This is a genomic window from Arthrobacter rhizophilus, assembly GCF_026241105.1.
In the GTDB taxonomy this organism is placed as follows: domain Bacteria; phylum Actinomycetota; class Actinomycetes; order Actinomycetales; family Micrococcaceae; genus Arthrobacter.
Map to the genome: position 1 here is coordinate 15,867 of NZ_JAPFFT010000003.1, position 13,914 is coordinate 29,780.

The 13,914-nt window shown below is 65.7% G+C and carries 11 protein-coding genes; 5 read left to right on the forward strand and 6 right to left on the reverse strand.

Features of this window, described 5'->3' with window-relative positions:
* Nucleotides 1-375 precede the first annotated feature (375 nt).
* The 3 genes from OOZ51_RS04135 to OOZ51_RS04145 are packed head-to-tail and all read right to left on the reverse strand — an operon-like array spanning nt 376 to nt 3,646.
* Nucleotides 376-1,479 (reverse strand): polyprenyl synthetase family protein, encoded by a 1,104-nt coding sequence (locus tag OOZ51_RS04135; RefSeq protein ID WP_265977679.1) that lies wholly within the window; start codon nt 1,477-1,479, stop codon nt 376-378.
* Nucleotides 1,480-1,488: 9 nt separating this feature from the next.
* A complete protein-coding gene (locus OOZ51_RS04140) occupies nt 1,489-2,847 on the reverse strand; it encodes a geranylgeranyl reductase family protein (protein WP_265977681.1) in 1,359 nt (452 codons plus the stop codon).
* A 22-nt stretch (nt 2,848-2,869) separates the two neighbouring features.
* A complete protein-coding gene (locus OOZ51_RS04145) occupies nt 2,870-3,646 on the reverse strand; it encodes a demethylmenaquinone methyltransferase (protein ID WP_265977682.1) in 777 nt (258 codons plus the stop codon).
* Between the two features lie 125 nt (nt 3,647-3,771).
* Between OOZ51_RS04145 and OOZ51_RS04150 the strand changes: the two genes are divergently transcribed.
* The 4 genes from OOZ51_RS04150 to OOZ51_RS04165 all read left to right on the forward strand — a co-directional run bounded on the left by OOZ51_RS04150 (nt 3,772) and on the right by OOZ51_RS04165 (nt 8,100).
* A complete protein-coding gene (locus tag OOZ51_RS04150; RefSeq protein WP_265977683.1) occupies nt 3,772-5,163 on the forward strand; it encodes an isochorismate synthase in 1,392 nt (463 codons plus the stop codon).
* Between the two features lie 200 nt (nt 5,164-5,363).
* On the forward strand, nt 5,364-6,317 hold the full coding sequence (locus OOZ51_RS04155; RefSeq protein ID WP_265977684.1) for an ABC transporter substrate-binding protein: 954 nt from the start codon (nt 5,364-5,366) through the stop codon (nt 6,315-6,317).
* Nucleotides 6,318-6,352: 35 nt separating this feature from the next.
* Nucleotides 6,353-7,327, forward strand: a complete 975-nt coding sequence (locus OOZ51_RS04160; protein ID WP_265977685.1) for an amino acid ABC transporter permease — start codon at nt 6,353-6,355, stop codon at nt 7,325-7,327.
* Nucleotides 7,324-8,100: an amino acid ABC transporter ATP-binding protein gene (locus OOZ51_RS04165; protein WP_323054669.1), complete on the forward strand. Its 777-nt coding sequence runs from the start codon at nt 7,324-7,326 to the stop codon at nt 8,098-8,100. The genes OOZ51_RS04160 and OOZ51_RS04165 overlap by 4 nt, the downstream gene beginning before the upstream one ends.
* Nucleotides 8,101-8,274: 174 nt before the next feature.
* Here the strand turns inward: OOZ51_RS04165 and menD are convergent, their stop codons facing one another.
* Both menD and OOZ51_RS04175 read right to left on the reverse strand, forming a co-directional pair.
* Nucleotides 8,275-9,984 carry a 2-succinyl-5-enolpyruvyl-6-hydroxy-3-cyclohexene-1-carboxylic-acid synthase gene (gene menD / locus OOZ51_RS04170; protein ID WP_265977687.1) on the reverse strand — a complete coding sequence of 570 codons (1,710 nt, stop codon included), beginning with the start codon at nt 9,982-9,984 and terminating at the stop codon, nt 8,275-8,277.
* A 94-nt stretch (nt 9,985-10,078) separates the two neighbouring features.
* Nucleotides 10,079-11,083, reverse strand: coding sequence for an o-succinylbenzoate synthase (locus OOZ51_RS04175; protein WP_265977688.1), 1,005 nt, complete (start codon nt 11,081-11,083; stop codon nt 10,079-10,081).
* Nucleotides 11,084-11,260: 177 nt separating this feature from the next.
* Here OOZ51_RS04175 and OOZ51_RS04180 point away from each other — a divergent pair, with 177 nt between their 5' ends.
* Nucleotides 11,261-12,334, forward strand: a complete 1,074-nt coding sequence (locus tag OOZ51_RS04180; protein WP_265977689.1) for a LacI family DNA-binding transcriptional regulator — start codon at nt 11,261-11,263, stop codon at nt 12,332-12,334.
* A gap of 116 nt (nt 12,335-12,450) precedes the next feature.
* On the opposite strand, the gene OOZ51_RS04185 is transcribed toward OOZ51_RS04180, so the two are convergent.
* Nucleotides 12,451-13,893 (reverse strand): glycoside hydrolase family 32 protein, encoded by a 1,443-nt coding sequence (locus OOZ51_RS04185; protein WP_265977690.1) that lies wholly within the window; start codon nt 13,891-13,893, stop codon nt 12,451-12,453.
* Nucleotides 13,894-13,914: the final 21 nt, after the last annotated feature.

A 13,914-nucleotide genomic window follows, 5' to 3' on the forward strand; every position in this document is an offset into this window, starting at 1 on the left:
AGGCTTTGAGGTCCTGGGCAGCGTCAAAGGTGGGGAATTTACGACGCGATGGCCTACGCAAACTCCGGAAGATCTATTGACCGAGAAAGTTGCACCCGTGACAAACCTGTCATATGCTGTAACCGGATTCACTAAATGCCTCCGGTGAGTCTGATGCGAACGGAGATTATGGTCCCGGTTCATTGCAGCGCGTGACTCGTAGCGTTGCAATGAACCGGGGCCATTGCATTTAAGCCCGTCCCCGCCCAAGTAGCTGGCAGTAGTTGTCGTTATGACGGGTCAAAACGACGTTAACTGCGAGTTAGTTGGGTCCGCGGCGAAGAAAAAGGGGGCGCCAACGACGGCACCCTCCACAGGGCAGCCCGCCCCACCCAACTAGCTGGCGCGCTCCACCACGGCGTGGGCGAAGTTTGTGAGCGATTCCTTGACCACGCCTTCGGGCAACGGCTTCAAGGCCTCGATGGCTTCCGCGGACCACTGACGCGCGATCACCCAGGATTCAACGGTGACAGGGTGGTTGCGCAGCCCGGCGACGGCCAAGGCCAGCGCTTCATCGGAGGACAGGTCGCCGTCCACCAGCTTCAAGAGTTCGACGGCGGACTGGTCGCCATTGTCGGCAGCCTTGCGAAGCAGCAGGACGGGCAAGGTGGGGACGCCTTCGCGGAGGTCCGTCCCCGGGGACTTGCCGGACTTGACCTTCACGCCGGTGACGTCAATGACGTCGTCGGCCAACTGGAAGGCCACGCCTACTTTCTCGCCGTATTCCACGAGCACGTCTTCGAAGGCTTCGTCGGCGCCTGCGAAGATGGCACCGAGCTGGCCGGAGGCGGCAACCAAGGAACCGGTCTTGTCGGCGATAACGGAGAGATAGTGCTCCACGGCGTCTTCGCCCTCACGCGGGCCCACGGTTTCGTGCAGCTGCCCGAGGCACAGGCGCTCGAAGGTGCGGGCCTGGATTCCCAAGGCACGCGAACCGAGTTCGGACACCAGGATCGAGGCCCGGGCAAAGATCAGATCACCGGTGAGGATGGCCACCGAGTTGCCCCAGACTTCGTGGGCCGTGGGGGCGCCCCGGCGGTAAGGAGCAGAGTCCATCACGTCGTCGTGGTAGAGGGTTGCGAGGTGCGTCAGTTCAACCACGACGGCGGCCTGGACCACCTCCGGACGGGAGGCGTCACCGAGGTGGGCGCACAGGAGGGTCAACAGCGGACGGATGCGCTTGCCGCCGGCTTCCACCAGGTGACGCGACGTTGCGTCAGCCAAGGGGTCCGAGTTGGCAATTGCTTCGCGGAGCTTCTTCTCCACGCGGGCAAGGTTGGTGGTGATGGCAGGACCCAGCTCCACGTCTTTGGCGATAGCCGCAAAACCGGCAGGAAGCTGCAGGCCAGTGGCAATCGCGGTGGTGGTGGGAGCGGGTTCGACAGTCTCCGGCAGGCCGTGACCGGCGTGCGTCCAACTGTGTTCGGCAGAGTGAGTCACGGGTTAACCCTAACTTTTCGCGGTGGAAAGCGTTGATTCGGTGCCGGCGCGGGTGGAAACGACGGTGGGCGTGGTGTTGGACGTGGCTGGCACAAGCATCTCGATGACGCGGATGACGCGGTCCTCGAAACCCTTGGCGGACGCATCTGTGAGGTTGGCGAGTACCCTCACCACAAAGCGCATCAGCACTGGGATGGGCATGCCGGTCCGCAGCGCGAGTTTCATGACGGCAGGCTTGCCGATGAGGGCAGCAAAGACCCGTCCCAAGGTGAAGTGTGAACCCCATTGGTCCCGCACGTAGTCCGCGTACCGCGAAAGGTGGGCATCGGCGGCTCTGGAAGCCTCCGTCCCGGACCCCCATCCCGCTGAACGCGAACGGGACGACGCGTCGATGATGAACTCGGCCGCAAAGCGGGCGGACTCCATGGCGTAGGAAATGCCCTCGCCGTTAAACGGGGAAACCATGCCGCCGGCGTCGCCCAGGAGCATGAGCCCCGGCGAGTAGTGCGGGGTCCGGTTGAAGCCCATGGGCAGGGCTGCGCCGCGGATCTCCCCCACCTGGTTTTCAGGAGTGAAGCCCCAGCCGGACGGCATGGCGGCGGTCCATTCGCGCAGGACCTGCTTGTAGTCGAGCTTGCCGAATTCCTTGGAGGAGTTCAGGATTCCGAGGCCAACGTTGGACGTTCCATCTCCGACGCCGAACACCCAACCGTAGCCGGGCAGCGGCTTTCCGGACTTGCCCGGCAGCTCAAGCCAGCCTTCCATCCAGTCGTCGTCGTGGCGGGGCGAGGTGAAATAGGTGCGGACCGCGACGCCCAGCGGGCGGTCATCTCGCTTGTGCATCCCGAGCGAAACGGCTGTGCGGGTCGAGTTGCCGTCCGCGGCGAGTACGACGTCGGCGTGGAAGTCGCGCGTTTCGCCCGTCTTGCGTCCGGACTCGTCGAGGAGCGCCGCACGGGCGCCGATCACCCGCCCGGCGTCGTCGCGCAGGGCTTCGGTGACGCTGTGGCGTTCAAGGACGACGGCGCCGGCGGCCTGGGCGTGCCGGGCCAACTCCTCGTCGAATCCGAGGCGGGTGCGGATGAGGCCGTACGTGGGAAAGTCGGCAACTTCGGGCCAGGGCAGCTCGATAGTCCGGCCGCCAGCGATCAGCCGGAGTCCCTTGTTGCGCCGCCAGCCCCCGTCCGCGGCGTGCGGAAGGCCGAGCTTCTGGATTTCGCGGACCGCACGGGGAGTGAGGCCGTCACCGCAGACCTTTTCGCGCGGGAAGCTGGTCTTCTCCAGCACCGTCACGGCTATTCCAGCCCGGGCAAGGTAGTACGCGGCGGTGGACCCGGCAGGTCCTGCGCCGACTATCAGTACGTTCACAGCATCCTTGTTTATGAGCCGGTTAGCGGGACTGATCGCCGGCTTGGCGGCGCGGCTTGATCTGGCGGCGCAGCTTGGCCACGGGGACGCTGGCGGTGTGCGGGGCGGCGGGCTTCTGGGCCCGGTGTACTGCCACGATTCCACCGCTCAAGTTGCGGTAGTTGACGTCCGTCCAACCGGCTTCCTGCAGCCAAGCGGCCAGGTGGTCCTGGTCCGGCCAAGCGCGGATGGACTCGGCAAGGTACACGTAGGCGTCCGGGTTGGAGGAGACTTTGGTGGCGATGGCGGGCAGTGCGCGCATCAGGTATTCGGTGTACATGGTGCGCCAGAGGGGCACCACCGGGGCCGAGAATTCTGCGATGACCAGGCGTCCGCCCGGCTTGGTGACGCGCAGCATCTCCGCGAGGGCCTTGTGCGGTTCGTTGACGTTGCGCAGGCCGAAGGAAATGGTGCACGCGTCAAAGGAGTTGTCTGCGAACGGCAGATTGGTGGCATCTCCGGCAACGAAGTTGATGTCCGGACGGCGGCGCTTGCCAACCTTCAGCATCCCCAGCGAGAAATCGCAGGCTACAACATCCACTCCGGCGTCGGCATAGGGTTCGCTCGAGGTGCCAGTCCCGGCGGCCAAGTCCAGGACCTTTTGGCCCACCCGAACATCCATCGCATCCACGACGACGCGACGCCAACGCCGGGTCTGCCCCATGGACAGGACATCGTTGACGACGTCGTATTTGGGGGCGACATCGTCAAACATCGTCGCAACTTCGTCCGGACGCTTTTCCAAGGATGCTCGGTTCACCCTGCAATTGTCTCAGACAAAATTGGGAAGAACTTTCGGGCGCTCCGTTCTTGCCGGGGTTCCCGTCCGGGTTCCCGCCCGGGCAACACGGCCGCACGCTCCCGCGGGAGTAATGTTGTTCCATCATGACGAGCACGCTCCGCACCTTGACAGTCCCCCTCGATGTTTATTCATCCTCCGGGGGGCTGCCGTCGTTTCTGGTCCGGGACGACGTCCTGTGCTGGTCCCGCCGCGAGAACGGCCTGGTTGGTTTTGGCGAACTCGCACGCTTCACTGCCACCGGGCCTGATCGCTTCCTCGAGGCCGATATCTGGTGGCGTCACCTCGTCATCGAGGCCGACGTCACGGATCCCCTCGAGATCCCCGGCACCGGCCCCGTAGCCTTCGGCTCCTTTGCTTTCTCCAAGACGTCCGCCTTTGAATCGCGCCTGATCCTTCCGGAAATTGTGGTCGGGATCCGGGACGGGCAGTCCTGGCTCACCCACTTGACACTCGACGACGCCGAACTCAGCGAGGCGGGCGCCCTCGCCGCCCTGGCAGGCTGGCTTAGCCCCGCCGTCGGGCAACCAACGGCGGCTGGAGGCTCCGCCGTCGGGCACCCAACTAACTCGCAGTTGTTGTCGTTTAGAGGGCCCATAACGACAACAAATGCGAGCCAGTTGGGGGACGGGGACGTCACGCTGGAGAGCGGTTCGCTGAGCGAAGCCGACTGGAAGCAGGCGGTCGCCGACGGCGTGACGGAAATCCGGACGGGAAAGCTGGAGAAGCTGGTCCTCGCCCGCGACGTGGTGGCAACGCTGCCCGACGGCGTCAACGCCGCCCAGGTGCTCCGCCAGTTGGCCAGCCGATACCGCGAATGCTGGACTTACGGCGTCGACGGTTTGGTAGGCGCGACGCCGGAGATGCTCATCCAAGTGGAAGGCCGCACCGCGCAGGCGCGTGTCCTGGCCGGGACGCTTGACCGGCGCGATGCGGAGGGGATGGACGGCTCCCCTATGGAATACGCCGAACGCGTGCTGGCTGGTTCCGAGAAGCAAAGACATGAGCACGAGATCGCCATCCAGTCGCTCACCACGCAGCTTGCGCCCTTCTCCGAGGCCATGAACGCCCACAGTGAGCCGTTCATCCTGGAGCTGCCCAATGTGTGGCACTTGGCCTCGGACGTGAAGGCTGAACTGGCCGATATCGAGGGACATGTCCCTACGTGCCTCGCCCTGATCAACGCACTTCACCCCACGGCCGCCGTGTGCGGGACGCCTACTTTGGTGGCCGGGGAACTGATCCGGGAGCTTGAGCAAATGGACCGCGGGCCCTATGCGGGACCGGTCGGATGGCTCGACGCCGCGGGCAACGGTGAGTGGGGCATCGCACTGCGTGGTGCCATCATCGAGAGCCCAACAACCGTCCGCTTGTACGCGGGCTGCGGGATCGTTGAGGGCTCCGTTCCCGAGGCCGAGCTGGCCGAGACCTGGGCCAAATTCCGGCCGATGCTTGAATCACTGGGTATCAACAGCTAAGAACCGACCCTTTGACTTCCCGGCCCTCGCCTATCCCCGTGATGTCTGGGATGTGAGACAAAGGCTATGGAGAGGGTCTTGATTTTTGGCTTGGTAGGTTATCCAATAGTAAAACTTAGTTTTCTGTGACGCACATCTCATGTTCGGCGCTACACTATAAACCGATTAGTTTCGCATCCACTGCAAAAAAAGGTAAGAAAATGCAGAAATTCCGTTCGCTTCCGGTCAATTCGACGCTCAAGGCTGCAACCATCATCGCAATCGGCGCCCTGGCCCTGACCGCCTGCACCAACGCCTCAGAGCAAGGCACGTCGAGTGCCGCCTCGCCTTCCGGCAGTGCCAATGCAAGCTTTGACCCCAGCACCATCAAGAAGGACGACACCCTTGCTGCCTTGGTCCCGGCGGCCATCAAGTCCAAGGGCACGCTGACCGTCGGCTCGGACACCACCTATGCGCCCGCGGAATTCCTCGGGACCGACGGCCAGACCCCTGTCGGGTACGACGTCGACATCGCCAAGGCAATCGGCGCCACCCTCGGCCTGAAGGTCCAGGTGCAGACCGCCGAGTTCACGGGCATCCTCCCCGCTCTCGGCCCCAAGTACGATCTCGGCGTCTCTTCCTTCACCATCAACCCCGAGCGACTCGGCGCCGTCAACATGGTCAGCTACTTCAACGCCGGCACCGCCTGGGCCGTGCAGAAGGGCAACCCGAAGAAGTTCTCCCTGGATGACGTCTGCGGCAAGTCCATCGGCGTGCAGACCGGCACCGTCCAGGAAGACCCGGACCTCTCCGGCCGCAACAAGAAGTGCGTAGCTGACGGCAAGCAGCCGATCAACATCGTCACTCTGAAGAACCAGACCGACGTCACCACCAGGCTCGTCAACGGCAGCATCGACGCCATGGCAGCCGACTCCCCCATCATCGGTTACGCCCTGACCCAGACGAACGGCCAGCTCGAGAAGCTCGGCGACGTTTACGACGCCGCTCCCCAGGGCATCGCCGTTGCCAAGTCGGACACCGCCCTCGCCGATGTCATCCAGAAGACCCTGACCAAGCTCATGTCTGACGGTTCATACAAGAAGATCCTCACTGGCTGGGGCAACGCCGAAGGCGCCATCACCAAGTCCGAGGTCAACCCGGCGGTCAAGTCTTGAGTATTCCCGCCACCGATAACAAATCAGGTGCACAGATGGATCATCATCAACAAGGCCACGCGGTGCCGGTGCTGAACAATGCGGTGCCGGTCAGGCATCCCGGCCGCTGGATCAGCGCCATCGTCATCGTTGGCGTACTAGCCCTGATGGTGCAGAGCGTGATCACGAACCACAACTTCCGTTGGGACGTTGTGGGGACCTACATCCTGGACGTCAAGGTCGTCCAGGGTGTGGGCTGGACGTTGCTGCTGACCGTGGCGTCGATGGTCATCGCGATTGTCCTGGCCATCTTGCTGGCCGTCATGAGGCAGTCCGACAACCCGGTCCTGCGCTACACCTCCTGGGTTTGGGTCTGGTTCTTCCGCGGCACCCCGGTCTACACACAGTTGGTCTTCTGGGGCTTGATCGCCGTCCTCTACCCTAAAATCAGCGCCGGGGTGCCGTTCGGCCCCGAGCTGTTCAGCCTGGACACGAGCACAGTCATTACGGCTCTTGTTGCCGCGATTCTGGGGCTTGGCCTTAATGAATCGGCCTACTTGGCCGAGATCTTCCGGGCCGGCCTGAAGTCCGTGGACAAGGGACAGACCGAAGCCGCTGAAGCCCTGGGCATGGGCAAGGGCAAGATCATGTGGCGCATCATCCTGCCCCAGGCCATGCGCATCATCGTCCCGCCCACCGGCAACGAGACCATCGGCATGCTCAAGACCACCTCACTGGTCCTGGCCGTCCCGTTCACCTTGGATCTGACCTTCGCCACCAACGCGCTGGCCAACCGGATCTACCTTCCGGTCCCGCTGCTGATCGTGGCAGCCATCTGGTACCTGGTCATCACCAGCCTCCTCATGGTGGGCCAGCGCTACATCGAGGCCTACTACGGCAAGGGCGTGGACACCAACCTCGCCCCGGCCGTCATCAACCCCGCGGCTGCCAAGGCGTCCGCGGCAGTGGCACCGAGTGCCGAAGCAGAGCCGTCACTGAAGATGGACTTCCCGGAGGATGAGGCAAAATGACGATCACCACCCAGAAACCGCTGGTGCGGATCGAAGGCCTCCACAAGTACTTCGGTCCCCACCATGTTCTCCGCGGCATCGACCTGACGGTCAACCAAGGCGAAGTGTCCGTTGTGATCGGCCCGTCCGGTTCCGGCAAGTCCACCATGCTCCGCTGCGTGAACCTGCTCGAAACCATCAGCGCCGGCCGCATCTCAGTCGGCGACCAGCTGATCGGCTACCGCGAAGTCAACGGCCGCCTCCACGACCTGAAGGTCAAGGAAATCGCCGCGCAGCGCCGGGAAATCGGCATGGTCTTCCAGCGCTTCAACCTGTTCCCGCACAAGACCGCGCTCTACAACGTCATGGAAGCGCCCGTGCAGGTCAAGGGCAAAGCCAAGGGCATCGCCAAGAAGCAGGCCCTTGAACTGCTGGACCGCGTAGGCCTGGCGGACCGCGCCAACCACTACCCTGCACAGCTTTCCGGTGGCCAGCAGCAGCGAGTTGCCATCGCCCGGGCCCTGGCCATGGAACCCGAGCTGATGCTCTTCGATGAGCCCACGTCCGCCCTTGACCCCGAACTCGTGGGCGACGTGCTCAACGTGATGAAGGATCTAGCTAAGTCCGGCATGACCATGATCGTGGTGACCCACGAGATCGGCTTTGCCCGCGAGGTCGGCGACACGCTGACATTCATGGACGGAGGCGTGGTGGTGGAATCCGGTGACCCCCGCGAAATCATCGCCAACCCCCAGCACGCCCGCACCAAGGAATTCCTCAGCCGCGTGCTGTAGATCCTGCGCTGCGGTAAATACCCGGCGACGCGCAAATGCCCTGTCGAGGCTGGAAATCCAGCCGCGACAGGGCATTTCCGTGTCGAGGTCTGCCTCCGCGTCGCCAGTCAGCGTCCGCGTCGAGGGTCTGCCTCCGTGTCGCCAGTCGGTGTGCGCGTCGCCAGCTCCGAGCCCCTACGCCCCCAGCAGCACCTGGGACACGGCCGCGCCTACTGCGGCCCTGATGCCCACGTGCAGCGGGCGCAGCTCGGAACGGTCGGCGCGTACTTCGACGATGCTGCGCCCCTTCAAAGGCGAGGCAAGCACGGCGGCGAGCTCCGCCGTCGTACGCACTGAAGTGTGCCCGACGCCGTATGCCGCGGCCAGCGCGGAAATGTCGACGCTGTGCGGGGTGCCGAAGAGGCGCTCGACGGCGGTGCCGTAGCCGCCGTCGTCCTCCACCTTGCCGTGCTCGAGGAGGCCGAAGATGCCCCCGCCGGAGTCGTTGAGGACCACGATGCGCAGGTCCGGCCCGGGTTCTCCTGCTCCGAGGAGCAGGCCGCCGGCGTCGTGCAGGAAGGTGACGTCGCCCAGGAGGAGAGTGGTTTCGCGGCCCGCGCCGAGGGCGATTCCCGTAGCCGTGGAGATGGTTCCGTCGATGCCGGCGAGGCCGCGGTTCGCGAAAACCGTGGCCAGGGGCTCGGAGGCAGGCTGTCCGGCGAGGTCGACGTCGCGGATGCCGTTGGAGGAGCCCAGAACCAGCTGCCCGCGGGCTTGTTTCCAAACGACGGCTCCCACGGCGGGCCCGTTGGCAGCAGGCTCCGCTTCGAGAACGCCGTCGAGCGCGTGTTGGGCTGCGGCCCCGGCGAGGAGCCAGGCGTCGAGCCATTCGTCCGAGCCCCGGCCTGCGAACTCCGCCAATTCAGTCAGCGAATCAAAGCGTTCCTCACGACGCCGGCCGTGCTCGTACCAGGCCACCGGAACGGGCTCGTACATCGCGGCGGGGAGGTCGTTTCGGGCAAGCAAGGCTGCGACGGGCCGCGAAAGGGTCGGACGCCCGAAGACCACCACCCGTTCGATCGGCAGGGCAGAGCTTGGTCCGAAGTTGTCCAGCATCAGGCGATACGGCCCGATCGCATTGGGGCCGAAGCGCGCGTTGGACGAGGGCTCGGCGAGCAAGGGAAAGCCGTGGGCGCGGGCGAAGGCCTCGGCGACCGGACCGGCGTCGTGCCCTGCCAGGACCACCGTCCGCCGTTCGGTCAGTTCCGCGGGAGCGGGGGGCATGCTCAGTGGCTGGGGACCGGAGTCGTAGTGGAAGACTCCGTGGCCCTTGGTGGCGGGCAGCGCCTCGCCTGGTTCCGGAACCAATGGCTCGCGGAAGGCAAGGTTGAGCTGCACCGGGCCTGGAGGGGTGTCCTCGAGGGCGCCGGTTGCCGCGTAAAGGGCGGTCTCGACGGCGTGCTGGGGGTTGCTGCCCGCGGGAATGTCGACGGCGAAGCGCACGTGTTCGCCGAAGAGGTCCAGCTGGATGGTGGTTTGGTTGGCGCCGGTGCCCAGGAGTTCGGCGGGACGATCGGCCGAAAGGACTACGAGGGGAACCGCAGCGTGGTTGGCCTCCATGACCGCGGGGAGGAGATTCCCGACGGCGGTGCCTGAGGTGGTGAGGACGGCCGCCGGGGCGCCCGTGGACAGGGCCAGGCCCAGGGCCGTGAAACCAGCTGAGCGTTCGTCGATCCTGACGAGGAGGCGGACGTTTCCGGCTGCTTCGGCCTCGGCCAGCGCGTAGGCCATAGGTGCCGAGCGCGAACCCGGAGAGACCACCACGTACCGCACACCGCCGTCGAGCAACGCCTTAACGGCGATCCGGGCAGCGGCGAGGGAGCTCAGGGAGCCTTGCGAAGTCACCGCACCAGTCTATTAGCGGCGCCTCCCCCTCAAACGCTCGCTCACCTATGAAAGCAAAGGTGAGCGACCGTCGGGTGGCGAGAGGACGCTCCGGTTAGGTTCCGGTGAACTGCCCGGCCAGGAGAGCGTGCACTCGGCGGAGCCTGTCCAGCCACCAGTCGCGACGTTCAGCGGGAGCCGCGTATTGCTCCAGTAGCCCCTCGTCGGCGACGGCTTCGCGGACGCGGATGGCGCCGACGTCGGGCACTAACGGATCCCGCGTGATGTCCGAGGTGAACAGCCGCACGGTCCCCAGCCCGCACGCGTAAGGCAGTTCCGGCAGCGCGGCGGCGAGCGCCAGCCCCGCGCGGATCCCCACCGACGTGTCCAGCGCCGAGCTCACGACGGCGGGAAGCCCTGCTTGCGCCACGATGTCCAGCGCGCGCCGCACTCCCCCAAGCGGCGCCACCTTGACGACGATCAGGTCCGCCGCGCCGGCCCGGGCCACCTTGAGGGGGTCGTCTTCCTTCCGCACGGATTCATCGGCGGCGATGAGCACGGGCGTGCCCTGCTGCGCGAGCCGTCGGCGGACTTCGGCGAGGCCCTCGATATCCGGTACGGGTTGCTCGGCGTATTCGAGCCCGACGGCGGAAAGTCGCCCAAGTGCCTCGATCGCCTGGGGCACGTCCCAGCCCGCGTTCGCGTCGACGCGGATCGCGGCGTCCGGCAGGGCGTCCCGGACGGCAGTGACGCGCGCGACGTCGTCGGCGAGTTCCTGCCCGCGCTCGGCCACCTTGACTTTGACGGCGTCCACGCGGCCGAAGCGCTCCAGGACCTCGGGCACCCGGGCGGCAGGCACGGCGGGAACCGTGGCGTTGACGGGGATAGTGTCTCTCAGCTGGGGCGGAAAACCCTGCCAAGCGGCTTCGACGGCGGCGGCGAGCCAACGGGAGGCCTCGGCGTCGCCGTACTCGGGGAACGGGCAAAACTCGCCCCATCCGGCCGGGCCGCGGAACAGCAGGGTCTCGCGCTCCGTGATCCCCCGAAACTTGACGCGCATCGGCAGGCTGACCACGGTGGCGGTGGCAAGGAGCTCGTCGAGGGTGGGGAATTCGGGCATGGTGGATACTCTACGCCCGGCATATCTGCAGGAGGGTTTGGGTGGAAGGGCATATATCTGCAGGAGGATCGCCGTAAAGGGCTCTAAAAGTGCAGGAGGGTTGCAGTACCGGCGGCCCTCACACGCGTTAGGTAGAATGCAGCAAGAAACCCGAACCACCCCCGGAGGAGAGCCCGCATGCAGCGCAAGGCCACAGCGCTCGACGTCGCGAAACGGGCGGGCGTCTCGCGGAGTGCGGTGTCGCTGGTGCTCAACGGGCGCGGCGACGGCAATGTGGCCAAGGAGAGCCAGGACCGCATCCGGCAGGCCGCGGCGGAGCTCAACTACTCGCCCAACGCCATCGCCCTGAGCCTGCGGAACCAACGCACGCGCGTAATTGGCATCGTGTCTGACGAGGTGGTTGTGAGCCCGTTCGACGGCAACATCATCGGTGGCGCCGACGATGTGGCCCGCGCCCACGGCTTTGTCACGGTCGTCATGGACACCGAGCGCGACGCCTCGCGGGACGAGAGCGCCGTCGAAACCCTGCTGGACCGGCAAGTGGACGGGCTGATGTACGTCACGGTCGGCTTGAAGCCACTCGACGTGCCCCAGGGCATGCTGCGGGTCCCCTCTGTGCTGGCCAACTGCTTCGACAACAGCCCCACCCCGCGGCTCCACCATGTCATCCCTGACGAGGTTTCCGGCGGCAGGGAAGCCACCGAGCACTTGCTGCAGCTGGGCCATCGCGACATCGCCTTCCTCGCCGGCGCCGCCACCTCCCCGGCTGTGCCATTGCGCATCGAAGGCCACCGGGAGGCCATGGCCAAGGCCGCCATCCCCGTTCGCGACGACCGCGTATTCACGGCCGGCTGGGACATCAACGACGGATTCCACGGTGCCATGAGACTGCTCTCCTCCACCGAGCGGCCCACGGCGATTGCGTGCGCGAACGATCGCCTCGCCGTCGGGGTTGCCCTGGCTGCTGCCCGGTTGGGCCTCTCCGTCCCTCACGACCTCTCGGTCATGGGTTACGACGACGAGTTCCGCATCGCCGCCACCATGGTCCCGGCGCTGACCACCATGGCCCTCCCGTTGCGGGAAATGGGCGCGGCCGCCATGAGCATGTTGCTGGAACAGATTGAGGATGCGGCCCAGAGGCCTGCGGCGGCCGGCGGCAGGGCGGGTCTGGCGGCCAACGCCGGCTTGGAAACCATGGTTTCCTGCCGTTTGGTGGTTCGTGAGTCCACGGGACCCGTGCCTGCCCGCTAAATCTCCCCACTTTTGGCCGGGCCGCAGCCCGGAATCCGCGAAAGTACGGGGCTTTTGGACTGCGACTCCGGCCAAATGTGGTCAAAAGTGGGGAAACCACGACGGCGGCCTGCCGCCTATTCGGGCAGCCTCAGTTCCCAGATGTCCGCCGCGGCACCTTCGGGAAGCTCAAGGCTCCATATTTCCCCGGCCGCCGGGTAGGCGCGGAGCGTCGTGGCCACCGAGCCCTTCCGATACACCTCCACCAGGGAAGCATCGACAAAGATGCGGAGCTCCTCGCCCTCGGACAGCGGCCCGGCGAACACCACTTGCCGCTCCGCTCCGGAGGCCAGCACCAGACGAACCTCGCCAGGGCTACCATCAAGGCCACCAGTCACTATTGCTTCGGCAAACGGCGGCAAGGGAACGGTCCCGGCCGCCCCGCCCGCAGCCAAGGAACCACGGTAAGCCTCAACCTCGGGCGCAGGAGCCACCACCAGTGACCCGTCCTCAACCGAGAGGAAGCGCGGGTGGGTTAACACGCCGGCCCAGCCCGCGGCGTCGATCTGGTCCTGCGAACGGCCACGGCGCCCATCACGGCCCGGGCCTTCGTTGGCCCATCCCCACAGCAGGGCGCGCGGCTCCGACGAGGACCCAGCGACTTGCAGCTGAACGATCTGCGGGGCGTAAAAATCGCGGCCAAGGTCAGACTTGCCGCCGGAGCGCGGAACAAACACCGGGAGCCCAGAGGACGGGTCCTCGGCCAGCGAGCCAATGAGGTGGCCCACTCCGTTGGCGTGCTCGTGGTCGTCACCGGAGAGCCACAGGGAGAACATCATGACCCAGGTTTCAGGGCCGTCGAAAAGTACATCGTCGGAAGGTGCGCCGTCGGAAGGTGCGCCGTGGGAAGGGACTCGGACCAGCTGCGGGCACTCCCAGATTTCGGCCGGCGTGTGCGTGGCGGCCACGGGGTTTTCGGAGGTCAGCCAGATCCCTTGGTACTTCCAGTCGGACATGTCCTCCACGGTGTACAGCAAAAGGGCAGCATGTCCATTGGCCAGCCCGGCGCCCTGCATGGCGTACCGCTTGCCGTTGAAACGGAAGAGGAAGGGATCGCGCACGGCCGTGACCAACCCGTCGGACGGCATGGTGGCCGCCACGTGGCCGGTTTGCTCCCAGGACACCAAGTCCGCGGAGCCTCTGGAAATCACCACTTGCGAGTGACCCCCATCCGCCCTGACGCCGGAGTACGCGGCGGTGGGGACGCCGTCGTCGTCGGTCACTACGCCGGTCCAGCAACCGAACTCGTCCGGCCCGCCGTCCTGTGGGCGCAGCGCGACGGGATGCTCATCCCAGTGCACCAGGTCCGGGGAGCTCACATGGCCCCACTGGATCCGGTGGTGTCGGGCCGATTCCGGGTTGAACTGGAAGAACACGTGGTACCGGCCGTTGATGTGGCTGACGCCGTTGGGATCGTTGATCCAGCCTTGGGCAGGGCGGGGGTGGAAATGCGGGAACGCGGGGTCCGGGTGGGTGGCCGCCACAGCAAGGGAAGGAGTAGCGGGTACAAGGTCCGTCATCGAAGGCCTTTCAGAAAAGTA

What these genes read in the sequence shown, in the direction of transcription:
- OOZ51_RS04175 (WP_265977688.1), bottom strand. Translation starts at nt 11,083, where the DNA reads ATGCCCGAATTCCCCACCCTCGACGAGCTCCTTGCCACCGCCACCGTG.
- OOZ51_RS04160 (WP_265977685.1), top strand. Translation starts at nt 6,353, where the DNA reads ATGGATCATCATCAACAAGGCCACGCGGTGCCGGTGCTGAACAATGCG.
- OOZ51_RS04165 (WP_323054669.1), top strand. Translation starts at nt 7,324, where the DNA reads ATGACGATCACCACCCAGAAACCGCTGGTGCGGATCGAAGGCCTCCAC.
- OOZ51_RS04150 (WP_265977683.1), top strand. Translation starts at nt 3,772, where the DNA reads ATGACGAGCACGCTCCGCACCTTGACAGTCCCCCTCGATGTTTATTCA.
- OOZ51_RS04155 (WP_265977684.1), top strand. Translation starts at nt 5,364, where the DNA reads ATGCAGAAATTCCGTTCGCTTCCGGTCAATTCGACGCTCAAGGCTGCA.
- OOZ51_RS04180 (WP_265977689.1), top strand. Translation starts at nt 11,261, where the DNA reads ATGCAGCGCAAGGCCACAGCGCTCGACGTCGCGAAACGGGCGGGCGTC.
- OOZ51_RS04185 (WP_265977690.1), bottom strand. Translation starts at nt 13,893, where the DNA reads ATGACGGACCTTGTACCCGCTACTCCTTCCCTTGCTGTGGCGGCCACC.